Origin of the sequence: Halobacillus halophilus DSM 2266, from assembly GCF_000284515.1 — a bacterium.
GTDB lineage: Bacteria > Bacillota > Bacilli > Bacillales > Halobacillaceae > Halobacillus > Halobacillus halophilus.
Genome location: NC_017668.1, coordinates 1915647 through 1938635, shown reverse-complemented (window position 1 = coordinate 1938635; position 22989 = coordinate 1915647). Strand labels below are relative to the sequence as shown.

Sequence of the window (22989 nt, the reverse complement as noted above, 5' to 3'; positions counted from 1 at the left end):
AGTTTAACTATTCTGTTTATCTATTTAATATAATTATAGATTATAGTTGTTTAAAAAGTCTGACTAATTTTGGCATCTTTTCATGTTAATCCTATTAAATATTTACACGAAGAACGTGATTGAGGTAGAAAAACTACGAAATTTAATAAATATAAGTGTTCAAATGCATCTGCTGAAGGAAAGACTTGTATGAAATAAGATTTAAGACAGATGGACCAGAGTGATAGCTCTAGTAGAACCAAACTCAAAAGGATAAGATACGCCGCATTTTTTAGAACCTTTTTGGGAGGTGCACCTTATTTTTCTGCCGTACAGAATGCCACAGGGGGCGAACAGTATCACGGAAGAATGATTCTGCACGCCCCCTGGCTTCCTACTATAGTTTTTTGCTTATGAATAATAGAAGGAGATAGCACTTACAAAGCTTTAACCTGACAAGATCCATCTACTCCGCTTTTAATAACTTTGCATTGATTGCTACTACAACGGTACTGAAGCTCATTAAGATAGCTCCAACAGCTGGGCTTAGAACTATTCCGATTGGAGCAAGAACACCTGCCGCAAGTGGAATGGCGAAAATATTATAGCCAGCAGCCCACCATAGATTCTGGACCATTTTCTTATACGTGTTTTTCGATAGATTAAGAATGGAAAGGATATCTTTTGGATTGCTTTTCACAAGAACAATATCAGCCGTTTCCACTGCAACATCTGTGCCACTCCCAATAGCAATTCCTACATCAGCTGTAGCCAGAGCCGGAGCATCATTTATTCCATCTCCTGTCATAGCGACCTTTCGCCCTTCAGCCTGAATTTTCTTCACTTGATCGGATTTATGATCTGGCATAACTTCCGCATATACTTCGTCTATCCCGATTTGCTTAGCTACCCAGTCTGCTACCTTTTGATTATCACCTGTAAGCATAACGGAGCGAATGTTGTTTTTCTTTAATTCCGCTACGGTTTCTTTCGCAGACTCTCGTACCATATCAGCCAGAGCAATCATTCCTGCATAGTTTTGATCAATTAAAACAAAGACAACCGTCTTGCCTTCTTCCGATAACTCATTAAATGTATCCGTATCGTAAGAATACCCCTCATCCTGCACGTAGCCTGGACTAACCACTTTTACAACTCTATTTTCTACTTTTCCTTGAAGTCCTTGTCCAGTCATGGACTCAAACTCTTCCACTTTACTTAAAGAAACACTTTCTTCTTGAGCTTTATCCAATATTCCTTGCGCAAGAGGGTGCTCGGAGTTTTGTTCAACACTTGCCGCCCAGTACAGCAACTGGTTCGTTTCGTAGCTTTCCTGAGGCACAATGTCTGTAACGCCGAATTCCCCTTTTGTCAGGGTCCCTGTTTTATCAAAAATAACGGCATCAATATTTCTCGCATTTTCGAATTGAGTACGATTTCTAATGAGCAGACCCTGCTTGGCTGACAAGGAGGTGGAAACGGCTACAACAAGAGGAGCAGCAAGCCCCAGAGCATGTGGACAGGTTATAACCATTACGGTGACCATTCTCTCGACAGCTGTATCAAAAGGAAAGCCTAGAGCCATCCATATAATAAACGTACTGATTCCAGATCCAAGTGCTAAATAAAACAACCACTTAGCAGCCCGGTTCGCGAAGTCCTGCGCTCTTGACTTAGAGTTCTGAGCTTCTTGAACCAGCGTAATAACCTGGGATAAATAAGTGTCATCTCCCGTTTTTTGAACTTGAATGGTCAAGCTGCCTTCCTTATTTATGGAGCCCCCTATAACTTCATGATCCTTCCCTTTTTCTACCGGCACGGATTCGCCCGTCAACATGGATTCGTCTATGGCTGATTTCCCCTCAGTAATAATGCCATCCACCGGTATTTTCTCTCCTGGTTTTACAAGTACCAAGTCCTCTGCGCCAAGTTCACTAAGTGGCACATCTTCTGTTTTTCCGTCAGCGTTGAGTCGGTGAGCTTCGTTAGGCATGAGTTTTACTAACTCTTGAAGCGCATTTGATGCGCCCATCACGGATTTCATTTCAATCCAATGGCCAAGGAGCATGATATCGATCAGAGTCGCCAGTTCCCAGAAGAAGTTCCGGCCTGACCAACCAAAAATAACAAGTGAACTATATCCATATGCAACGACAATAGCCAAACCTATTAGAGTCATCATTCCTGGGTTTTTATTCTTTAGTTCATCAATAGAACCTGTAAGAAATGGCCACCCCCCATAAAAGAAGACGAACGTAGCTAATCCAAACAATACATATTGGTCATAAGGAAAAGAAAATTCTAATCTAATGAAGTCCTGGATCATAGGTGACAATATAAGAATAGGTATAGTAACTAATAAGGAAATATAAAATCTGCGTTTAAAATCCTCAATCATACTGCCATGATCGTGACCTTCATGTCCGTCGTGGTTTCCATGTTCATGATGATGCTGTTCTTCATCTTGAGCATCTGTGTGATTATGTTGATGAGCCATCGCTTATTCCTCCTCGTAAAAAAATAGCACATATATACATTTACCGTGTAGGGGTATTTATAAACTTAAAATAATTATTATGACTGCACAAAAAATCACAAGCTCTTTTTTAAAGAACTTGTGACCTTTAGCATGTACCAATTTTATTAAGCTATGCTTTTACAAGCGTCTGCACATTTGAAGCACGCTTCTGCACACTTCTGGCAGTGGTCATGATCGTGTTTTTTGCATTCATTTCCGCATGCTTCACACATTTGAGCGCATACACTCGCTAGCTCTTTAGCAAAAGGATTATCTCTTACTAAGGCCTGCTCAAGGAACCCGCACATATCTGCACATTCGCGATCAAGACGGATGCAATCCACCATATGAGCTACATTGTCTTCTTTTAGACAAGCATCATAGCAGTGATTACATGCCTCCATACATTCGTGGAGAGATTCAATTACGGACTGGTACTGTTCATGAGACATAAATTATACATCCTCCTTAAAATTGATTACATAAATTCAATTACCCTATACCCGTATCCCATTAAACTATTTTTTCCATAAAACATCCAAATTTGTAAAAATACATAAAAAAAACCCGCCCAAAGGCGAGTTTCTTCATAAATTTTCACACTTATATTTTTACTCTTTTCAGCCGAAGAGCATTGCTGACCACGCTGACCGAACTGAAAGCCATAGCCGCTCCAGCTACCCATGGTGCGAGTAAGCCGATAGCAGCAACCGGAATTCCGGCAGAGTTATAAGCTAATGCCCAAAACATATTTTGTTTAATATTGGCCATGGTTTTACGACTGAGCTTGATCGCTTTGCTCAAGTTCTCAAGATCGCCGCCGATTAAAGTAAGATCAGCAGTTTCAATGGCTACATCTGAACCTGTGCCAATCGCAATACCAATGTCTGCTGTAGCAAGAGAAGGAGCATCATTGATTCCATCTCCCACCATAGCCACTTTCTCTCCTTTTTCCTGTAGTTCTTTTACCTTCTCAGCTTTTTCTTCAGGAAGAACTTCGGCATAGACCCCGTCAATTTCCACCTGGGAAGCTATCGCCTGAGCCGTTCGTTCGTTATCGCCTGTTACCATGTAAATGCTAAGTCCTAATTCTTTGAGGTCCTGGATCGCTTGCTTTGAAGTTTCTTTGATCGTGTCTGCCACCGCAACATAACCAGCAAGCTCTCCTTCTATAGCAATAAGCATGGCTGTTTTTCCTTCACTCTCATGTTTAGTAAGAATATCCTCAAGCTTGGTGTAATCAATGGTTTCGCGATTCATTAGTTTTCTTGTACCGACGAAGACCTGTTTTCCACCTACTCTAGCTTTGATTCCATACCCGGGGATGGCTTCGAATTCCTCCGCTTCCTGCGGCGTGACGCCATTCTCTTCCCCATAATTTACTATAGCTTCGGCGAGTGGATGTTCAGAAGCTTTTTCAGCAGCTGCCAAATAACCAAGGACATCTGTTTGATGGGGCTCGACAGTGTCAAAGTTCGTGACTTCCGGTTTACCTTTAGTAACCGTACCCGTTTTATCAAGCAGAATAGTCGTCAGTCCTTGAGTACCTTCCAAATATTCTCCCCCTTTAAAGAGGATCCCCTGCTCGGCTCCTTTACCTGTACCCACCATGATGGATGTAGGTGTAGCAAGACCAAGCGCACATGGGCATGCAATAACCAGTACCGCTATGGCTGCTTCAAGCGCAGGAGGAAGCTCCCCGGGAGAAACGAATGCGAACCAAACCACAAACGTAAGCACCGCAATACCAACTACAATCGGAACAAAAATACCGGAAATAACATCCGCTGTCCGTTGAATAGGGGCTTTAGATCCTTGGGCTTCTTCCACTATTTTCACAATCCCAGCGAGGGCTGTGTCTTTCCCTACTTTTTCAGCCTTCATTTGGATCGTTCCATTTTTATTGATGGTAGAACCAATCACTGTTTCTTTCTCATACTTCTCTACAGGCAGGGATTCACCAGTAATCATCGATTCATCTACAGACGTGGTACCTTTTATTATCTTACCATCTACCGGTATTTTCTCACCTGGTTTAACAAGGAGTACATCTCCTACTTCTACTTGATCCACTGGAACTTTCTCTTCCGTTCCACTTCGCAGCACAGTAGCTTCCTTCGCTTGCAGGTTCAAAAGTTTCGTCAGCGCCTGGGTAGTCCTTCCTTTTGCGAGAGATTCAAATAATTTACCAACCAGGATTAATGTAATCAGAACGGCACTGGTTTCAAAATACAATTCCGGCATAATATCCGGATTCAACTGCCATCTAATCCCTTCCGCCACACTATAAAAATAAGCAGCGGACGTACCTAAAGCTACAAGCACATCCATATTGGCACTTTTATTCTTCAAGGCCCGGTAAGCCCCAACATAGAAAGGAGCTCCGATATAAAATTGAACCGGTGTAGCCAGAACAAACTGAAACCATGGATTCATCATTAGTTCTGGAACAGGAAAGCCCAAATCCCATGGCAAGTGACCGATCATCGTATAAAGAAGGGGTAAAGAAAGGATGATAGACAGGAACAGCTGGCGTTTTTTCCTTTTAAGCTCTTCCTCTTTATAATCTTTCTGTTCATTACGGTCTTTTTTAATTACGGCGTCGTAGCCTAAATCTTTGATTTTTTCTATAACCTGATCCGTAGAGACGAGCCCTGGCTGATATTCAATTACGCCGGCTTCCGTTGTTAAGTTCACCGAAGCTTCTTCAATGCCGTTCATACGACTTAACCCTTTTTGAATACGAGTGGAACAGGCAGCACACGTCATTCCGTGGATATCAAGTTCTACTTTATCTGTCTGTACACCATAGCCTAACTTTTCAATTCTTTCTTTAATATCTTGAGGCTGCGCTTGCTCGTTGTTATAAGTGATGGTCGCATTTTCCATCGTTAAATTAACGCTTGCCTCGACTCCATCCATTTTATTGAGAACTTTCTCTATACGGGCAGAACAAGCGGAACAAGTCATTCCCGTAATTCCCAAGTTCATTTCTTTTCGTTCACTCATGCATTGATCCTCCTTATTTGGAGAACTGTTGGACAACCTTCATCAATTCATCAATGGCTTCTTCGCCTTCCCCTTTTCTAATCGCACTGGCTACACAATGATGCGTATGACGTTCCATTAATGAATAGCCTACTCGGTTCAAAGCTTTGTTAATAGCCGATATTTGAATAAGGGTATCCACACAGTACCGGTCTTCTTCCACCATCTTTTGTACACCGCGAACTTGACCTTCGATTCGCTTTAATCGATTAATGACAGATTGTTTTTCTTCATCTGTCCTAGGTGTAACCGGCTTTTTCCCACTATTTTCTGGTAAGGTATTGTCTTCCATTTTTTCTCGCTCCTTCTTAATCAATATACCCCTTATAGGTATTTACAGTCAACAAATTAACTCTAAATATAAGAGGATGATTTCTTTTATTTTTCATTATTACCAAATTCAATTAGCTTCCTTTTAATTGTGAAAGGAATTGTTTATTTCCCTACCCCAATAATAGTCGTTAGGATAAGTTTCGACAAATATTGAAGGTTTATTTTTCAACTTTTTCCTTAATTACATAAAAAAAGACCATCCAGTATATAACTGAATGATCAATAAGCCTATTTTATTGTTGTTGGTCCATTTTTTCCCATTCCTTCTTGGAGTCGGATTCAAGTTCCTCCCAGGTGATTTTGTCACTTAAATATTTTTGTACATTTCCCCCGAGATAATCTCCCCATGTGCCCGGATATCCAAGAAATACCCACCCTGTGGTTTTTTCTTCTGATGCATACTGATAGATTTCTTTTGAAATTGGATCAGCGATTTTTGAGGTATCAAATTCTTTATAAGCAGGAATAAATTTAAAGTCTTGCAGAACAGCTTCTTTACCCGCTTCTGAAGTGTACATCCAGTCAATAAAATCTTTAGATGCCTGAATGATTTCATCATTGCTGTTTTTGTTTACAGCCCAGTAGTTTGGAATTCCTACAGGCAGTTTACCTTCTTGTCCATCCACCGGAATAGGAATAATCCCCATATTACTTTCAGCGAATTCTGGGGCAAGTTGATGAACAGAAGGATAAATCCAGTTCCCCTGCTGAATCATGGCTACCTCTTCAAGCGCAAAGTATTTCTCTACTTGTTGGGAATAGTCTAAATTCAGTGTTGGTTGAATCGAATAATCCACCTGTAAGTCGATCATTCTCTGAAATTCTTCTCCTTTTGTAAACTCTACAGAATCTGATTCATAAGCTTCTAAAACAGATTGATTGAACTCAGGCGCTAAATAAACATTTGATAAGTGATTACCCGGGACCCATTTTTCCTTTCCCGGAAAGGCGAAAACTTCTTTAATGCCTAATTGATCTTTTTGGCTATCGAGTGTTTTTACAGCTTTCTCTAGATCTTCATAGGATTTAATCGATTTTGCATCGACGCCTGCTTCTTCAAATACTTTCTTATTATAGATGAAACCGTATCCTTCCTGATTAAAAGGAAGACCATGTATTTCCCCATTTTTAGTGACTGGTTCCAATGAACCCTTTAGAGCGAGTTCCTTTGCTTTTGTATCCGATAAATCAGCCAAATACTGTTCGTAATTAGCCGCTTCTGTCGGGCCAGCAATACTGAATATTTCCGGTTCCTCCCCAGAAGCAAATTGTGTTTTAAGTGCACTGGCATAATCAGATCCTCCGCCTACACTGTTTATCTTAATATCAATCTTCGGATTCTTTTCCTCGTATTGTTCAGCCAAGTCTTCAAACTGATCATTGAATTCTACTTTTCCTTGAAAAATTTCAATGGTCATTTTATCTTCTGAATTATCCGAACTGCCACCTGATGAGAATGAGCACCCCGCAAGCAAGGTACCTGATAACACAATTGGAGCTAATAACTTAAAAGTTTTCATAGCTTTCATCCTCCCTTTATATGATATCGGTTTCATAAATCTTAAAAATTTTTTTGTTTCTCCATTGCTTATTATTCCAGTCTTTTTAGGGATTCTGCGTAGGATTATAACGGAATTATCAGATCTGATATCGGTTTCACATTTATCCGAAATACTAATTCCTGATAAATTGCTAATCAAGAATTAATTTGTATTATACGGTACTGTGAAATCGTTTTCAAGACAAAATTTAAATATATATAAAATTACGTAGATTCTCTCTCTATTAATTGAATGGGCAGTTGAACCTCTTCAACCATACTATCTTTATTATTCATCATCTTGATCAACAGTTCTACAGATTTGATTCCCATTTCATCAATTGGCTGTTTAATCGTGGTCAGTTTGGGTTCTACGATTTCGGCCAGAGGCTGATCATCAAAACCAATCACGGCTAAATCATCCGGAATCTTTAAACCATTTTCTTTTGCTTCGCTAATAATTCCTGCCGCTACTTCATCACTGCCTGAGAAAATTGCTGTAGGTTTATCGTTCATAGATAAGATTTCCTTCACAACTTTTTTTCCATCCTCAATGGAATGTCTCTTAATAAAAATCCAGCTGGGGTTAGGACTTAATTGGTGTTTATCCATAGCTTTTTGGTAGCCTGTATTTCGATCAAGGTCACGACCGTATCCAGCAAACAATCCCCCAGTACAATACGCGATTTTTTGATGTCCTTTGTTAATTAGATGCTCCGTACCCATATACGCACCCTTCATCTGATCCAATCTCACTTTAGATACAGAAGATTGATTTACGTACTCATTGCAAAGCAGGATGGGACCATATTGCATGTAAGGTTCTATTGTCTCCCAATCATTTTCTATTGACGTCATAATGATCCCGTCTACCTGTCTGTTTTTTAATAAGTTAAGAAAATATAATTCCTTATCTTTGAGATCATTACTTTGGAATATAATAACTTGATAATTGTTTTTAAATGCTTCCTGCTCAATAGAGTTTACTAAATAAGAAAAAAAAGGATTCACAATCCGGGGGACAATCACCCCTATTGTATTCGTTGTGTGGCCTCTTAATCTTCTAGCGGAGGGATTTGGATAGTACCCGATTTCTTCCATGGCCTTTAATACTTTTTCTCGTTTATCACTTGATATATAAGGATGATTATTAATCACACGTGAAATCGTCGATTTTGAAAGTCCAGTAATCCTTGCTACATCTGAAATCGTTGGCATTCCAATTCTCCCCTCTGTTAATCCTTTTATGAAATCAGTTTCATACTCATTTTACCCTTTACCTTGTGAATAATTCAATTTAATTTTAAATCTTTTATTATAAGACCTTCTTAGAAAACCCATTATAAGGCGGCACTATATCAAAAAAGAAGTCCAGGCAATCTGCCCGGACTTCTTTTTTATTTTACAATTAATACGGGGATATCCGATCCTTTAGCTACTTTTTCACTCACACTGCCAATCACAAATTTCTTGATGCCGCTGTGACCGCGACTTCCAATTACAATTAAATCTGCTTCATGAGTGGAAGCAAAATTACATAATTGATTCACTGGATCGCCTTCCAGCCATTCATATTGAATGGGAATCTGTTCACCTTCAAGTTTTCTTTTGACCTCTAGAAAAATGGGGTGGTTTCCTGCGTAAGCTCTTGGCTCACTTTGCACCACTTCTTTTTCATTGATTCGCTCTTCAGACCCCCCGACGTACGCGCCTCCTTCTTCAAGCGTCATGTCATTACGCATGGTCATGTTAAAACCTGTATTATTTTTGTATTTATCCTTTTCTTTCTCTACAAATACCACGGAGATTTGTGATTGCTGGGTTCTGCTTAATTCTACTGCATGAGTCAAAGCTTTCTCGCTTCCTTCTGAGCCATCATATGCTACGACTACTTTTTTATACATTAAACTTCATCCTTTCCATTATTGAATAAGGAATATCCAGCATCACCCATGCCTTAAAGGGCTTGTTTAATATATACCCGCTGTATCCTGAATTAATTTTATAGTTTGATAACAATTACTTAACAGATTATGTAAAACTTTAACCTCTAATGTTAATCAGCCCTAGTCTTTTATTTCCTTTCCCAAAGATTTTCTCTTAAAATCTGAATAGTGAATAGCGTTTCTAAGGCAGTAATGCGGAAGTTATAAGTAGAAAGCCCTTTAATCTTCTTACTACAATTCTTATAATTATGCTTTGTTAAAGTTTATAATAGATTTTTCACAAGAAGCTTATTACGCTAAAGGGCCGGATTGTGGAAGACTCAGTTTCGAGATACTTTTATGACAAGAAAGGTCCTGCGGGGGATGATTCGCTTTCCGCGGGCATGTGCTGAGCCTCCTCAGTCTTCGACTTCCGGGGTCTCACCGATCATGTTTATCCCGCAGGAGTCTTCATCATCCCCCTCCGGACCTGGCCAAATCAGAAGCTCGAAACCACTTTAACTCGTAAGGAATTAGACCAGGTGGTTCTGTACCTATTTTTAAGGGTATAACGATGCACAATAGCCTGTTATAAAAGCGTTTAATGCAGATTAAGGAGAAGAACTTTCATCTTCTGGAAGGGTCCGTTCGCAACATTATAGCGGGGTTGGTGGGGAAATGGCGAGACTCCCATGGGAGAAGGGACTAGGTGAGATCCCGCAAGGAGTGAAACGAGCGAGGAAGCTTACCGTTCCCCCATAGGAAAGCGAGTTATTTCCCCACCAGCCCTTGTCCATCTAACGTAAAGGACCCATTTATCTCGAAACTGAGTCTTACACAAACGGGAGCTTTACTTTAGGATCAACACGGAGGTTTAATAGAGTCTTTAATTAAGCAAAAATTAGAACATTCAGTGGAAGGTTGTAAGTTGAAGCTGTATCCATTATGATAGAAATAGTGAACTTTTTTATAGAGGAGCGTATTTATGAAACCATCCATTTATGGTTTAACGTTTGATCAACTGACGGACTGGGTCACAGAGCATGGTGAGAAAAAGTTCCGAGCCAAACAAATTTGGAATTGGCTTTACCAAAAGCGTATAACTGATTTTTCTCAGATGAAGAATGTGAACCAATCTTGTATTGATCTTCTACAGGAACATTTTACAATTGAAACGTTAACCGAGGAAATAAAACAAGAATCACAAGATGGAACGGTCAAATTTCTGTTTAAATTACATGATGGAAATATTATAGAAACTGTTCTTATGAGATTTAACTATGGATTATCAGTATGCGTTACGACACAGGTAGGATGTAATATTGGGTGTTCCTTCTGTGCGAGTGGCGTACTGAAAAAAAACCGTGATTTATCAGGCGGTGAGATTGTCGAGCAGATTATGCAAGTGCAGCAGCACCTTGACAAACAACAAAATGATGAACGTGTCAGCCACATTGTGGTAATGGGAATAGGTGAACCATTCGATAACTATGATAACTTGATCGACTTCCTTAAGGTTGTCAACGATCAAAAAGGTCTATCTATCGGTGCTCGTCACATTACTGTTTCTACAAGTGGGATTGCACCGAAAATGTACGAGTTTGCCGACGAAGGTATCCAGATCAACTTAGCGCTTTCCATTCATGCGCCAAACAACGATCTTCGGACTCAGATTATGAAAATTAACCGGGCGTATCCCCTTGAAAAGCTAATGCCGGCCATTGACTACTACCTTGAAAAAACAAACCGGCGGATTACGTTTGAATACATTTTGCTTAAAGATGTTAATGATCATAAGAAAGAAGCTGAAGAACTCGCTGATCTTCTGCAAAATAAAAAGCATCTCTCTTACGTCAACTTGATTCCTTACAATCCTGTAGCGGATAACCCGTATGAACGTAGTGAAAAAGAATCCATTCTTACCTTTTATCAGACATTGATGGATCGCGGAATTAGATGCGGTGTCCGTACCGAACATGGCACAGATATAGATGCAGCTTGCGGTCAGCTTAGAAGTAAACAAATTGAAAAAGAAAAAGCGCGCAAACAGAAAAAATTACAAACCAATTAAAAGCATGAGGCCTCGGCCTCATGCTTTTTTAATCAGGGTTCGGTGTTTCCTATCTTCTAAAAAAAGCCCCCCATTCCTCTATTACGTTTCTTTAGCTGCTCTATACTTATCTCAATCTGCTTTCCACCTAAATGTACTTTCGCTCTCCATAATTACATTCGGATGTTTCTTCAATTCTTCTACTAATACAAAAAGTGCTTCGTCCTTCTTTTTAGCTTCGATCATGCAATCAATTTGATCAGTTGAGCCGGTAGTTTTTTTGACAAAATCAAGAAATAATTCAACATCCACAAAATCTGCATGACTTTTAAATTCGTGCTGACTTTTCGGACTGGATATGTGCATTTTTACGGGTAAGGGTGAACGGGACCATGTATGTAAAACACGTTCCCAGTTGGGATCCCATTGTTCGTTGTCATAATTGGCAAGATGATGATGGATATCAAAAACAAGGGGGATATTTAACTTCTCACAAACGTACAAACAATTATCCAATGTGTAGGATGTATCGTCATTTTCAATCATAATCATCTTCTGAATCCCCTTGGGAACGAAGGCCCAGTTGTCAATAAAGCGTTCCAGCGATTTTTCTTTGTCCTGGTACCTTCCTCCAAGGTGAATCACACATCGATGAGTTGGATCAAGGCCCATTTGGTACAGTAAAAGGTAGTGATACTTTAAAACCTTCATCGACGTTTTAAAAATTTCTTTATCGATTGAATTTATGACCACGAAATGATCGGGATGGAAATCAAGTCTTATCCCCCCTTTTTTAGCTAAAGCTCCAAGCTCGCTAAGATCCTCTTTAATGGCTGACAGGTAACCCCACTTTTCTAATGCTTCGTGAGTAGCAAGCGGTACCAGGCGGGAGCTTAACCTGAAGAATTCAATATGATGAGTTTTATTATGCTTTAAGAGCCTTATACAATTCTGTATATTGGATTGAGCAAGACGCTCAAGTTTTCTAATCGCCGCTTCGCGGTCTCGAACCGCTGAAAACCGTTTATACGTCATGGTTTGAGAGGGGGAAGCATTTTGAAGATTTACGCTCATGGCCACATAGCCCAGCCTGTATAATGTCATCTGCCATCACCCAGTTCATTTTTAACTTAGTTTCTGCGAACCCGCATAGATTATGTAAGGTATGAACACCTGATTAAAAGAACGCAGAAAAACAGGATGCCCTTATTTACAGCTTTACACTACGTACAGCCACAAAGATAAACCTGCAAATACTGTGATAAATACAGCAGTGAAAGCCCCTTTCTCTTTCTTGCTAAATCCCATTTTCTTTTCTAAATCGTTTATATAAATATTCATTAATAAAAATCCAAAAAAAGTGAACGCAAACCCGGCTGAATCGTTTATTACAGACATCATTCTCATAACTCCTAAGCCCACAAGGATCATCCCTAAATGACCCAGTGCCATATAAAGGTATTGGTTTTCTTTTCAAATTTCATACTCCGCCCCCTTCGCCTGCAAACAAGAGATAATTATCCGCAGTCGTTTTTTAAGTTCTATTTTTCGGTTCTTTATGTTCAAAATTGTATATTGGATAACCAATCCTTCTAAAAAATTCTTCATTAAATGCTGTTATGTAACATTATCGTCACCTTTTCCGCCCTTTCCTTAATGAAGTGAATGCTATATTTCGATATACTTAACATGACTTGTTTTTTGAGGTGGTGAATCATAGTGGAGTTAAAAAAAGATTTTAATTATGTTCCATGGGTGATTGGTCTTTCCGTAGCGATCAATCTCATTGTGTTAGCTTTATTGTTTGTTCCTGAAATAGAAAGTGGGACTGGTTTCAACATTAAGCTTCTTCCCCTTTTGAATGCGATATTAAATTCATTTACTTTTGTCTTCTTACTGGCTGCGCTGTTTATGATCATTCGTAAAAATGTGACGTGGCATAAGCGTTTTATTCTTGCAGCGTTTACAACTACAGCCCTTTTTCTGGTTTCATACCTAACGTATCACTCTATGTCTTCGTCCACATCCTATGGAGGTGAAGGGGTTTTACAGTATATTTACTACTTCATCCTCATCTCTCATATTTTACTGGCTATTGTCATTGTTCCACTGGCGTTGATTACTCTGTTCCGCGGTCTCGCTATGAAAGTAGACAAGCATCGTAAAATTGCAAGGTGGACTATGCCTATTTGGCTGTATGTGAGTTTAACAGGAGTTATTGTGTACCTGATGATCTCTCCATACTACTAATCATAACGAAAAAGCCCGATTTTGGAAATGAATTTCCAAAATCGGGCTTTTTTAAGATCTGGAGCCCATGATAAAAAGCTTTCCCCCGAGGAAAAGCTTTACTTAATATCTATATACCCACTGTTTGGGTATCTTTTTGGCGTTTTAATCGTCAAAATGCCATTTTCGAAATGTGCAAGTGTGTCTTTTTCCGAAATGGTGAAAGGCAGAGTAACCGTTCGTTCCATTACCTGCCGGGTCTGCTGCCTGTGATATTGATGATGCTGGTCACTCCTCATTTCGGTAACTTCTGTATGTTGGACAGCAATCCGTATATGGTTCCCTATAATTTCTACTTCAATCTGACTCCGATCAGCTTCAGGAAGCTGTGCTTGAATAATGACCTCGTTATTGATTTCCTGTAGTGAGACTGGAAAGGTATGCTCATGTAAAAAATCCCCCAGTTGTTTTATGGACTGACTAAAGTACGAATCCATTGATCGAACGATTTTATGGAAGGCATCATTCAATAGTTTTGGAAATTGCTCATCCTGCTGACTCATCACACTCATCCCCCCTGCTTTCCCTAACAATCTATGTTGGGGGATGCCGAGTGTTCTGGGCAGGTTCACTAATTTAAGTGAAAGAATGATTAGTCGAATATGATACGGGGAGGCTGCCACTCAAACCAGCGGCCGTGTCCATCGGTCCGTCCAATGGTATGCCTCTGTTCCTTCTGATTAATAACAGCGTCTACATGAAGTTTCTGATCATCCATATTATTATAAATATGAAAAACATTCCTTCGCTTACCAATCTGTCGGATTTTATTAAGTAAGTCCTTTTTCATCGAAGGCGAAAACTGGTTGGCTACATGGGTATGAAAAATACATAGGGTTTCATTTGCTGGTACGTTTGCAGCAAGAGTTTCCAGCAGTTCGAGAGCGTTTCCTTCTACAAGCTGGGGAGGATTTTTCGCATAATGCAAGGCAGCTTTCTCAAACAGAACCCTTCGTTCATGATGCTCTGGCCAAATGAGGGCTTTTAACCACAGGTATTCTTCTTCATTAGTTAGATCTGAAATATTCAGATCCACTCCGATTCGTTTACCAGCAGGCGGTGATGTTTTTAATAAAAAAGGAGCTGTATTTGTCCTTACTTCTGAAGACAAAAGAAGCGATGAGTTTCTGTTTCCATATACCTCTTCTCCTTCATATGCGTATGAATATTGATCCCATAACAGTTGTAACCCAGCACTTGAGCCAAGCTCGATCATAGCCAGTGGCTTCTTGGTTAAACGGTGAACTTCGCAAAAAACCGGGTAAAGATAGGCGCATCTCCGCACTTCATTTGTCTGTACTAATTTTGTCTGCAATAGTGATCCAATTTCCTTCGAGTATAGTCTGCAGAAATTTTTAAAATATGGAAATGATTTTTCAGGCTCCATAGGATGATCCGTCATACTTCTATAAAAATGCTTAAGTTTATGCGGCTTGCCTTGAAGTAATAAATAATGTACTGCTCCAAAAAGTAAATTAGGTACCGGCTGTCCTTCCTTTACTTTTACAGAGAAGTTCATAACATCCTCATCTTCAGCAATATTCCTAGCTAGTACTTCATATAAACGGCTTACTCCTCTGCATTCTTCTTGAGCAAATGTACGGTAGATACTGGCTAACTTGCTATTCATCATCCTTATCTCCCCTATTCGTATGTAAAAAAAAAGCGCAATCCAGAGTTTGTATTGCGCTTTTCTTTTAATCATTAATCTGAATCACTTGAGCGGGAAACATACGGATAAATGGGATCTTGCAAATGAAACTCGTAGGTTTTTCCATCTACGATTCCAACTATTTGATCACTATCATATAATTCTAATAGAAATTGAGCCATTTCCTTAGCCGTATGGTATTGAGGTACATTTCCTTCGTATTTCAGCTCATCATTATCAAACGAACGATTTATAAATTCCGTCTCAGTAGCTGCCGGTGCGAGTACTTTCGCCTGCATAGCAGCACCTTTACCAGATAACTCCTGTGCTAGTCCCTCCGTAAACGCACTCACAAAAAACTTCGTTGCACAATAGGTTACTGCGTCAGCCACAATGGTGTATCCTCCACCTGAGGAGACATTAATAAGCTGGGTTCCTGCTTTATTTTCGTAATCCCGCACAAATAAGGATGAGAGAATCGTTAGAGCTTCGTTGTTTAATCGAAGCATCTTCTCTATTTTTGAGAGGTCGTGTTCAGCTATAGGATCGAAATTACCAAATCCAGCATTATTGATCCATGTTTCTATTTCATACTCACTAAGGTCTTCGTATAATTGATAAACATTTTCTGATACTGATAGATCTGCTGGCCTGACAATCACATTTACATCAGGTTGATTTTTCTGGATCTCACTTTTTAATTCTTCCAGTTTTTCTTCTCTTCGTGCGACTACGATTACATGTCTCCCGCGCGCTGCAAAGGCATGAGCTGCTTCATAACCTATACCTGAGCTGGCTCCTGTGATAACTGTGTACTTCATATAAAATCCTCCTGCATCTTTTATGATATGTGATTCCCTCTTATCATAACCCTCCCCGTTCACTATAAGGCAAATGTTAGGACTTACATCCAAAGAAACTTTTATTACCGAGCTATTCAAACTGCTGGCTAAGCAGAAGAGGTTTATTCAAGAACAGGACCAGACAAAAATAGAAATAAAATGCTATCATCCTATAAAATTACTTCTTCCTATTACTCTCGAAATTTCCAAGCATCTATTAAAAACTCGCCCCGTTACTATTGTTCAACTTTTACTTAGTTTACCAACATTTATGTTAAATTCATACAACTATGTTTGCGATTTCCATTTAGGTGGAAAATATTTGGACACACAAATTGTAAAGAGGTGGTTACATTCTATGAATAAGAACTTAAGTAAGGGCTGGATATTTTTCTTCGGCGCCTTAGGCGGTTTGCTGTATGGATATGACACGGGAGTGATTTCAGGTGCGCTTTTATTCATTAATGAGGATATTCAGCTATCCAACTTTCTTGAAGGAGTAGTTGTGAGTTCTCTGCTCGTTGGTGCTATTGTTGGCGCAGGAATGAGCGGGTATGTATCGGACCGGTTCGGGAGGAGACGCGTAGTATTTGTCATTGCGCTCATCTACTTAATAGGCTCTCTAGTTTTAGCTTTATCACCAAACGCAGCCATTCTGATTGCCGGTCGTGTCATTCTTGGTTTAGCTGTCGGGGGTTCAACAGCCATTGTGCCGGTTTATTTATCTGAAATGGCACCTACACACCAGCGCGGTTCACTTGCCTCTCTTAACCAACTAATGATCACAATTGGTATTGTGCTTGCTTACTTAGTCAATTACGCCTTCACTCCCATTGAAGGCTGGCGCTGGATGCTTGGACTTGCTTCAGTACCCGCTCTTATCTTAATGATTGGAGTACTGTTCATGCCGGAGAGCCCCAGATGGCTCATCAAACATAATCGTGAAAAAGAGGCCCGTAAAATCATGGCTCTTACCCGTCAGCAAAGTGAAATCGATGACGAGATTAAACAAATGAAAAAGATTGAAGAAGTCGAAGAAAGTACTTGGGATGTACTGAAATCAAAATGGGTTCGCCCTATGCTTCTCGTCGGAAGCGGTATTGCTGTCTTCCAGCAATTTATCGGTATCAATGCTGTCATTTACTACGCGCCCACCATTTTTACTAAAGCCGGACTGGGAAATGCAGCATCGATCTTAGGTACTCTGGGAATTGGTATCGTTAACGTGCTTATGACGCTGGTTGCTATTGCAACGATCGACAAATTAGGCCGCAAGAAACTTCTATTAATAGGAAATGTGGGAATGACCCTCAGCCTAGCCGTGCTTGCGACTATACTATTCACAGCAGAACTGACCACAGCTATAGCGTGGATGACCGTGGTATTCTTAGGATTGTTTATCATGTTTTTCTCAGCAACCTGGGGACCTGTTGTGTGGGTAATGCTGCCTGAGTTATTCCCTCTTAAAGCGAGAGGAGCAGCCACAGGCTTCACAACTCTATTACTCTCCTTAGCCAACCTGATTGTTTCCCTTTTCTTCCCTGTTATGCTGGGAGCCCTGGGAACAGCTTGGGTCTTTGTCATTTTTGCAGGCATTGGAGTACTTGCCTTCTTATTTGTCATGAAATTTGTACCTGAAACCAAAGGACGCAGTCTGGAGGATATCGAAAGGGATTTAAGAGGTGAAGCTTCATAGATAATTCTTGTTCTTAAGAGCACTATCAAATGATGGTGCTCTTTTTTTGTGAGGATTAGTTAAACTTGGTTGATGATTTTAATAGATATTTATTCATACTATCGGATTGTTGAAAACAATCTTTTCCGTAAACAGTTACGATTATCCTAATTTATGTAAATAAGTTACAATAGATCTATAGTCTACCAAGATTCACTTTTTTCAGATAGAGAGGAATGAATATATGTCAAATGGACCGCAACTAATCGGGGAATTAATTTTACAACATAAGTATTCGATTGCGCAGGAGATTCACGATGAACGAATGGCTCATGTTTCGATGACCATTGCGCAAAAGGCGGATTTTCAAAAGATTGAACCACATGTAATCGATACCCGAGTCAACTTTATCCAAATCTTTGGTGAGTCATTAGCTAAACAATTGGATTCTCGAACATCCTCCAAAAAAATAAAAAAATGGGCAGAAGAGAATGGAAGTTATTTTTTTTCATTAGGAGCAGACTTGGATGAATCCTTAAAAGATACGAGTTTCTACAGAGATTACTTATGGAAATTCATCCGCGATCACTCGATCAGAAATCAATTCTCAGCTGACACGATCTTTAAGATACGCGCTGTCATAGATCCTTTACTGGATACAGCTGTCTATCATTTCGGTCATTCCTATGTGACCTCTTTGCAGCAGTCGCTTGAGAGTGCCCGAACCTCTTATCTTGCTTTATCGGTCCCTGTAGTGCCGCTTGGTCCAAGTACAGGCATTTTACCTTTGCTTGGTGCAATAGATGCTGAAAGAGCTCATTATTTAATGCAAGAAACGCTGAGCCAGGCAGAGAAATTGCATTTAGATCACTTGGTAATAGACCTGTCCGGAGTCTCCACGATTGATACAATGGTTGCCAATCAACTGTTTAGAATTATCGAATCCCTGGATTTAATTGGCGTAGAGACGATTATAACCGGGATTCGACCAGAAATCTCGCATACGATGGTTTCATTAGGTTTGAAGCCAAAGCATCTTAAAGTCAAAGGCAATCTCCAGCAAGCATTGAAGGAATTCAATTTTTAACCGTAAAAAAAGAGGAACCGTTATATGAGGTTCCTCTTTTTCACGCTATAAAATATTGCTTCATTATTTGCTTATTCCACTGCAAAGATATAAGCGTAAATCGGTTGTCCGCCTTTGTGAATCTCTACTTCAAGATCTTCGAACGTGTCTTCCACGTAGGCTTCCAATTCAGCTACCTCTTTTTCATCTACTTCTTCACCGGAGATGATGGTGAGGATTTCATCTTCATCTTCATCAATCATTTGGTTAAGAAGTGACTTCGCTGTCGTAAATTTGTCTTTATCAGTCGCAGATATTTTGCCATCGGCTATGCCCATAAAGTGACCTTTTTCAATCGATAGCCCTTCGATCTGGGTGTCTCTGACGGCATACGTAATCTGGCCAGTCTTTACTTCTCCCATAAGACTGGTCATTTCATCTTTGTTCGTATCAAGATCCGCTTCCGGGTTAAACCCTAGTAGAGCACTCATACCCTGAGGGATCGTTTTTGTAGCGATCACAGCTACTTCTTCTTCAGCCATATCTGCAGCCTGCTGGGCTGCCATAACAATATTTTTGTTATTTGGAAGAATAAGAATCTGCTTTGCGTGCGCCTGTTTGATGGCTTCAGAAATGTCCTGGGTGCTCGGATTCATCGTCTGTCCACCCTGAATGACAACGCTTGCGCCAAGACTTTCAAACAACCGCTTGATTCCATCACCCATGGAAACTGTCACTATCCCGTATTCAGCTTTTTCTTTGGGCTTTTGAACATCTTTTTTATCGCCGACAATGGAGGTATGTTGTTCGCGCATGTTTTCGATCTTCATATTGATCAAGCTGCCGAACTGCTGACCGAGATTCATGGCTTCTCCGGGGTACTCCACGTGAACGTGTACTTTAATTAAGTCTTCATCAGAGACTACGAGCAGCGAATCTCCCATTTCACTTAATGCCTGACGAAATTCTTCTTCATCAAATGGATTTTCTTCCAGCTTCTTTTCTTCGAATTTCACCATGAACTCTGTGCAATAGCCGAATTCAATGTCTTCCGTATTCATGAAATCCTGTGCCAGCTTATGGTGTTCTGCACTAACCATTTCATCCATTGATACAGTTTGATCTAATTCAGGGAGTTCTTCTCCTCTTAAGTTAGCAAGAAATCCTTCGTAAATGGTCAAAAGACCTTGCCCGCCGCTATCAACTACACCGACTTCTTTCAATACAGGGAGCAGTTCCGGGGTTCCTTTTAATGATTCACGCGCTGCACTTACTACACCTTCAATAAAAGAAATAATCTCTTCTTCTTCTTCAGCCAGGTTAGCAGCTGCTTCAGCTGATTCTCTCGCTACAGTAAGGATCGTACCTTCGACAGGCTTCATTACTGCTTTATAGGCCGTGGTTACTCCTCCTTCAAAAGCCTCTGCTAAATCCTTGGTTGTTAAGACTTCCTTCTCTTCGATAGCTTTGGAGAAGCCTCGAAAGATTTGAGAAAGAATGACACCTGAATTGCCGCGAGCTCCCATCAAAAGCCCCTTAGCGAAAGCTTTCGAAATTGCACCGGCATGATTTTCATCCACGTTTTTTACTTCTTCTGCTCCTGAAGTCATAGATAAATTCATATTCGTCCCTGTGTCGCCATCCGGGACAGGAAATACATTTAACGCATCGATCATTTGGGAGTTCTTTTGTAAATTATGAGCTCCTTGTAAGATCATTTCGGCTAATGTTTTGCCGTCTATATTTTGTAACGTCACGCTTGCTTCCTCCTTTGACTACAACGAAACCTATTCACTTGTCACGCGAACACCTTGAATGTAGATATTCACAGAGTCCACGGATAAGCCTACCGTTTTATTTAATGTATATTTTACTTGTGATTGAACGTTATGAGCAACTTCGGAAATCTTCGTGCCATAGCTTACAATGATAAACATATCTATATGAAGGCGCTCATCGATTTGTCTAACCACTACGCCTCTGGAAAAGTTTTCTTTGCGAAGCATTTCCGATAATCCGTCTCGGATTTGATTCTTGGACGCCATGCCTACAATTCCGTAGCATTCCACGGCTGCCCCTCCTGCAATTGTAGAAATGACATCATTGCTGATCGTAATATGACCATACTGATTAGTGAGATCAACAGACATATGAATCCTCCTTTTAAACTCATCAACTTCATGCCTATATTATAACACAAGGAAGGCAAATGATTAGACGTTCACTTTTCAAAAATTGTACCTGATATTCCTATTATACTTTGAAACAAATTAAAGTATCTGTCAAGAGAAAATTCTTGATATAATTCTTTTCACTATATTGCAAACATGAAGTTGGTATGATACATTAATTAAGTATCTGAAGATTTATGTATGTAACAGGAGGGATTATCATATGGCACGTAAAAGTGTAATATCCGGTAAAGGAACAAACACTGGAAATCACCGTTCACACGCAATGAACGCTAATAAACGTAAGTTTAAAGCTAACCTGCAAAAAGTACGTATTCTTGTAGATGGCAAGCCGAAAAAAGTTTATGTAACAGCACGTGAATTGAAGTCAGGTAAACTTACCCGCGTATAATTCAAGGCTTCCTATCAGCGTAAGAGATTCTTGCGCTCCGTGTCGAAGAGGTTCTTCGACCAAAAAAAGCACCCTTCCGGGGTGCTTTTTTTGTTAATCTTTTTTAAAAGTAGTTATGACTGCGCGTACCAGGCCCCCGAGAAACCTTGGGAGTTTGATCGTATAAAATCTCAAAGAGCTCCCTCCTCCTATATCAAGCTAATGCAGAATGCTTGTTTCAGCCTCTATTAGTCAAGTCTTTACTTCTTATTACTAATAGTATGCCTGAACGAAATGAAAAAGTACCTGTATTATGAATCAGACAATTAGAGACACATAGGGTTGAACCATAAGGTAAATGGGCATTTTGCAGAGGATAATAAAAACCTTGAAGGGTGAGACCAGTTACTTCAAGGGTCATCGGTAAAAAGGATACATAAGGAAATTCATGATCCGCTTTAAGCGTATGCTCACCTTCAGCTGCTAATTCCACTTGATTCTGATGGTCCCTTATTGTACAGCGTACTCCTTTCTTTAATAAAGGATAAAGAAGTTGCAAATTGGCCATTGAGTGATCGATTCTTCCACCCGTCACCCCGAATAATAGAATATGCTCCGGGTTCCAATTAAGTGCCTGATTGATGGCCAGTTCAAGATCCGTTTCATCTTTTTCATTCGGGTATGGACTAAACTGGATGGATCTCTCTTTAATTTTTTCCAAAGAGGCCTGATCCACAGAGTCAAAATCTCCAATGGATACGTCCGGACATATATCATGTTCAAGAAGAACTTCGGCTCCCTGATCAGCTCCAATCCAAATACGCTCTTCATGGTCAAATGATTTCAAGTCAGGAATATAAGCTTTTGGTCCGCCTCCTACAATCGCTATAGATTTCGCCAAAGAGATCAACCTCCTTACTTAGTGAATTGTTATAACCTCCACGGTGGTTTTAGAGTAAAGCTCCCATTACTTGAAGACTTGATTTCAAGATAACTTGGGTCCTTTACGTTAAATGGAGGAGGGCTGGTTGGGAAATAACTCGCTTTCCTATGGGGGAACTAGGTGAGCTTCCTCGCTCGTTTCACTCCCTGCGGGATCTCACCTAGTTCCTTCTCCCATGGGAGTCTCGCCATTTCCCCACCAACCCAACCATTTCATGTGAACAGACCCTTCTGGAAAGAGGAAGATTCTCCTGCTCAATCTGTATGAAATGATGGTTTGACAGGCTATTGTGCATCGTTACGTCCTCAAATAGGTTACAAACCATATGGTCTAATTCCTCACCACGCAGGTGATGGTTGAAGTGGTTTCGAGCTTCTAATTTGAAAAGGTCCGGAGGGGGAAGATGAAGACTCCTGCGGGATGAACATGATCGGTGAGACCCCGGAGAGCGTTAGCTCGAGGAGGCTCAGCACATGCCCGCGGAAAGCGAAATCGTACCCCGCAGGACCTTAATCTCATCAAAAATCTCGAAACTGAGTCTTACAGTAACCGGCCCTTTAGCTTAATA

At 40.2% G+C, this 22989-nt stretch carries 21 protein-coding genes; 5 read left to right on the top strand and 16 right to left on the bottom strand.

All coding sequences use genetic code 11. The annotated features are described in order from the left end of the window. Nucleotides 1–445 precede the first annotated feature (445 nt). The 7 genes from HBHAL_RS09505 to HBHAL_RS09475 all read right to left on the bottom strand — a co-directional run bounded on the left by HBHAL_RS09505 (nt 446) and on the right by HBHAL_RS09475 (nt 9322). Complete coding sequence (locus tag HBHAL_RS09505; protein WP_014643179.1) at nt 446–2476, bottom strand: heavy metal translocating P-type ATPase; 2031 nt, start codon at nt 2474–2476, stop codon at nt 446–448. Nucleotides 2477–2622: 146 nt separating this feature from the next. Then, complete coding sequence (locus HBHAL_RS09500; RefSeq protein ID WP_041601310.1) at nt 2623–2949, bottom strand: four-helix bundle copper-binding protein; 327 nt, start codon at nt 2947–2949, stop codon at nt 2623–2625. Nucleotides 2950–3100: 151 nt separating this feature from the next. Further along, complete coding sequence (locus tag HBHAL_RS09495; RefSeq protein WP_014643177.1) at nt 3101–5506, bottom strand: heavy metal translocating P-type ATPase; 2406 nt, start codon at nt 5504–5506, stop codon at nt 3101–3103. 13 nt (nt 5507–5519) lie between these two features. Beyond that, nucleotides 5520–5837, bottom strand: coding sequence for a metal-sensing transcriptional repressor (locus tag HBHAL_RS09490; RefSeq protein ID WP_014643176.1), 318 nt, complete (start codon nt 5835–5837; stop codon nt 5520–5522). Nucleotides 5838–6111: 274 nt separating this feature from the next. Then, entirely contained in the window at nt 6112–7407 is a 1296-nt protein-coding gene (locus HBHAL_RS09485; RefSeq protein ID WP_041601309.1) for an ABC transporter substrate-binding protein, read from the bottom strand. A 236-nt stretch (nt 7408–7643) separates the two neighbouring features. Next, nucleotides 7644–8636: a LacI family DNA-binding transcriptional regulator gene (locus HBHAL_RS09480; RefSeq protein ID WP_014643174.1), complete on the bottom strand. Its 993-nt coding sequence runs from the start codon at nt 8634–8636 to the stop codon at nt 7644–7646. A 179-nt stretch (nt 8637–8815) separates the two neighbouring features. Continuing rightward, nucleotides 8816–9322, bottom strand: a complete 507-nt coding sequence (locus HBHAL_RS09475; protein ID WP_014643173.1) for a universal stress protein — start codon at nt 9320–9322, stop codon at nt 8816–8818. 1006 nt (nt 9323–10328) lie between these two features. On the opposite strand from HBHAL_RS09475, the gene rlmN reads away from it, so the two are divergent. Next, on the top strand, nt 10329–11414 hold the full coding sequence (gene rlmN, locus HBHAL_RS09470; protein ID WP_014643171.1) for a 23S rRNA (adenine(2503)-C(2))-methyltransferase RlmN: 1086 nt from the start codon (nt 10329–10331) through the stop codon (nt 11412–11414). Nucleotides 11415–11525: 111 nt separating this feature from the next. Here the strand turns inward: rlmN and uvsE are convergent, their stop codons facing one another. Together uvsE and HBHAL_RS09460 are read right to left on the bottom strand one after the other, a co-directional pair. Continuing rightward, nucleotides 11526–12497 carry a UV DNA damage repair endonuclease UvsE gene (gene uvsE, locus HBHAL_RS09465; RefSeq protein ID WP_014643170.1) on the bottom strand — a complete coding sequence of 324 codons (972 nt, stop codon included), beginning with the start codon at nt 12495–12497 and terminating at the stop codon, nt 11526–11528. Nucleotides 12498–12611: 114 nt separating this feature from the next. Then, a complete protein-coding gene (locus HBHAL_RS09460; protein WP_145956032.1) occupies nt 12612–12845 on the bottom strand; it encodes a hypothetical protein in 234 nt (77 codons plus the stop codon). Nucleotides 12846–13112: 267 nt separating this feature from the next. Between HBHAL_RS09460 and HBHAL_RS09455 the strand changes: the two genes are divergently transcribed. Next, nucleotides 13113–13643, top strand: coding sequence for a DUF420 domain-containing protein (locus tag HBHAL_RS09455; protein ID WP_014643168.1), 531 nt, complete (start codon nt 13113–13115; stop codon nt 13641–13643). A 98-nt stretch (nt 13644–13741) separates the two neighbouring features. Here HBHAL_RS09455 and HBHAL_RS09450 read toward each other — a convergent pair whose 3' ends face one another. The 3 genes from HBHAL_RS09450 to HBHAL_RS09440 form a co-directional block, all read right to left on the bottom strand. Further along, nucleotides 13742–14185, bottom strand: coding sequence for an Hsp20/alpha crystallin family protein (locus HBHAL_RS09450; RefSeq protein WP_041601307.1), 444 nt, complete (start codon nt 14183–14185; stop codon nt 13742–13744). 89 nt (nt 14186–14274) lie between these two features. After that, complete coding sequence (locus HBHAL_RS09445; RefSeq protein WP_014643166.1) at nt 14275–15315, bottom strand: DUF2332 domain-containing protein; 1041 nt, start codon at nt 15313–15315, stop codon at nt 14275–14277. A 71-nt stretch (nt 15316–15386) separates the two neighbouring features. Beyond that, the gene (locus HBHAL_RS09440; RefSeq protein ID WP_014643165.1) at nt 15387–16154 is read right to left on the bottom strand and encodes an SDR family NAD(P)-dependent oxidoreductase; all 768 of its coding nucleotides are present in this window, start codon (nt 16152–16154) and stop codon (nt 15387–15389) included. Between the two features lie 379 nt (nt 16155–16533). Here HBHAL_RS09440 and HBHAL_RS09435 point away from each other — a divergent pair, with 379 nt between their 5' ends. Both HBHAL_RS09435 and HBHAL_RS09430 read left to right on the top strand, forming a co-directional pair. Next, nucleotides 16534–17871, top strand: coding sequence for a sugar porter family MFS transporter (locus HBHAL_RS09435; RefSeq protein WP_014643164.1), 1338 nt, complete (start codon nt 16534–16536; stop codon nt 17869–17871). Between the two features lie 223 nt (nt 17872–18094). Beyond that, nucleotides 18095–18937: an STAS domain-containing protein gene (locus tag HBHAL_RS09430; RefSeq protein ID WP_014643163.1), complete on the top strand. Its 843-nt coding sequence runs from the start codon at nt 18095–18097 to the stop codon at nt 18935–18937. 71 nt (nt 18938–19008) lie between these two features. Here HBHAL_RS09430 and HBHAL_RS09425 read toward each other — a convergent pair whose 3' ends face one another. Both HBHAL_RS09425 and HBHAL_RS09420 read right to left on the bottom strand, forming a co-directional pair. Then, a complete protein-coding gene (locus tag HBHAL_RS09425) occupies nt 19009–20673 on the bottom strand; it encodes a DAK2 domain-containing protein (protein ID WP_014643162.1) in 1665 nt (554 codons plus the stop codon). Between the two features lie 30 nt (nt 20674–20703). Continuing rightward, nucleotides 20704–21066 carry an Asp23/Gls24 family envelope stress response protein gene (locus HBHAL_RS09420; protein WP_014643161.1) on the bottom strand — a complete coding sequence of 121 codons (363 nt, stop codon included), beginning with the start codon at nt 21064–21066 and terminating at the stop codon, nt 20704–20706. A gap of 244 nt (nt 21067–21310) precedes the next feature. Here HBHAL_RS09420 and rpmB point away from each other — a divergent pair, with 244 nt between their 5' ends. Beyond that, entirely contained in the window at nt 21311–21499 is a 189-nt protein-coding gene (gene rpmB, locus HBHAL_RS09415) for a 50S ribosomal protein L28 (RefSeq protein WP_014643160.1), read from the top strand. Between the two features lie 93 nt (nt 21500–21592). On the opposite strand, the gene spoVM is transcribed toward rpmB, so the two are convergent. Together spoVM and HBHAL_RS09410 are read right to left on the bottom strand one after the other, a co-directional pair. After that, a complete protein-coding gene (gene spoVM, locus HBHAL_RS20860; protein WP_139205836.1) occupies nt 21593–21673 on the bottom strand; it encodes a stage V sporulation protein SpoVM in 81 nt (26 codons plus the stop codon). Between the two features lie 43 nt (nt 21674–21716). Next, the gene (locus HBHAL_RS09410; RefSeq protein WP_014643159.1) at nt 21717–22379 is read right to left on the bottom strand and encodes a thiamine diphosphokinase; all 663 of its coding nucleotides are present in this window, start codon (nt 22377–22379) and stop codon (nt 21717–21719) included. Between the last annotated feature and the right edge of the window lie 610 nt (nt 22380–22989).

Coding starts and splice junctions, on each gene's coding strand:
- HBHAL_RS09430 (WP_014643163.1), top strand. CDS start 18,095: ATGTCAAATGGACCGCAACTAATCGGGGAATTAATTTTACAACATAAG.
- HBHAL_RS09485 (WP_041601309.1), bottom strand. CDS start 7,407: ATGAAAGCTATGAAAACTTTTAAGTTATTAGCTCCAATTGTGTTATCA.
- HBHAL_RS09420 (WP_014643161.1), bottom strand. CDS start 21,066: ATGTCTGTTGATCTCACTAATCAGTATGGTCATATTACGATCAGCAAT.
- HBHAL_RS09495 (WP_014643177.1), bottom strand. CDS start 5,506: ATGAGTGAACGAAAAGAAATGAACTTGGGAATTACGGGAATGACTTGT.
- rpmB (WP_014643160.1), top strand. CDS start 21,311: ATGGCACGTAAAAGTGTAATATCCGGTAAAGGAACAAACACTGGAAAT.
- HBHAL_RS09450 (WP_041601307.1), bottom strand. CDS start 14,185: ATGAGTCAGCAGGATGAGCAATTTCCAAAACTATTGAATGATGCCTTC.
- uvsE (WP_014643170.1), bottom strand. CDS start 12,497: ATGACATTATACAGGCTGGGCTATGTGGCCATGAGCGTAAATCTTCAA.
- rlmN (WP_014643171.1), top strand. CDS start 10,329: ATGAAACCATCCATTTATGGTTTAACGTTTGATCAACTGACGGACTGG.
- HBHAL_RS09460 (WP_145956032.1), bottom strand. CDS start 12,845: ATGGCACTGGGTCATTTAGGGATGATCCTTGTGGGCTTAGGAGTTATG.
- HBHAL_RS09435 (WP_014643164.1), top strand. CDS start 16,534: ATGAATAAGAACTTAAGTAAGGGCTGGATATTTTTCTTCGGCGCCTTA.
- HBHAL_RS09505 (WP_014643179.1), bottom strand. CDS start 2,476: ATGGCTCATCAACATAATCACACAGATGCTCAAGATGAAGAACAGCAT.
- HBHAL_RS09445 (WP_014643166.1), bottom strand. CDS start 15,315: ATGATGAATAGCAAGTTAGCCAGTATCTACCGTACATTTGCTCAAGAA.
- HBHAL_RS09490 (WP_014643176.1), bottom strand. CDS start 5,837: ATGGAAGACAATACCTTACCAGAAAATAGTGGGAAAAAGCCGGTTACA.
- HBHAL_RS09440 (WP_014643165.1), bottom strand. CDS start 16,154: ATGAAGTACACAGTTATCACAGGAGCCAGCTCAGGTATAGGTTATGAA.
- HBHAL_RS09480 (WP_014643174.1), bottom strand. CDS start 8,636: ATGCCAACGATTTCAGATGTAGCAAGGATTACTGGACTTTCAAAATCG.
- HBHAL_RS09475 (WP_014643173.1), bottom strand. CDS start 9,322: ATGTATAAAAAAGTAGTCGTAGCATATGATGGCTCAGAAGGAAGCGAG.
- HBHAL_RS09500 (WP_041601310.1), bottom strand. CDS start 2,949: ATGTCTCATGAACAGTACCAGTCCGTAATTGAATCTCTCCACGAATGT.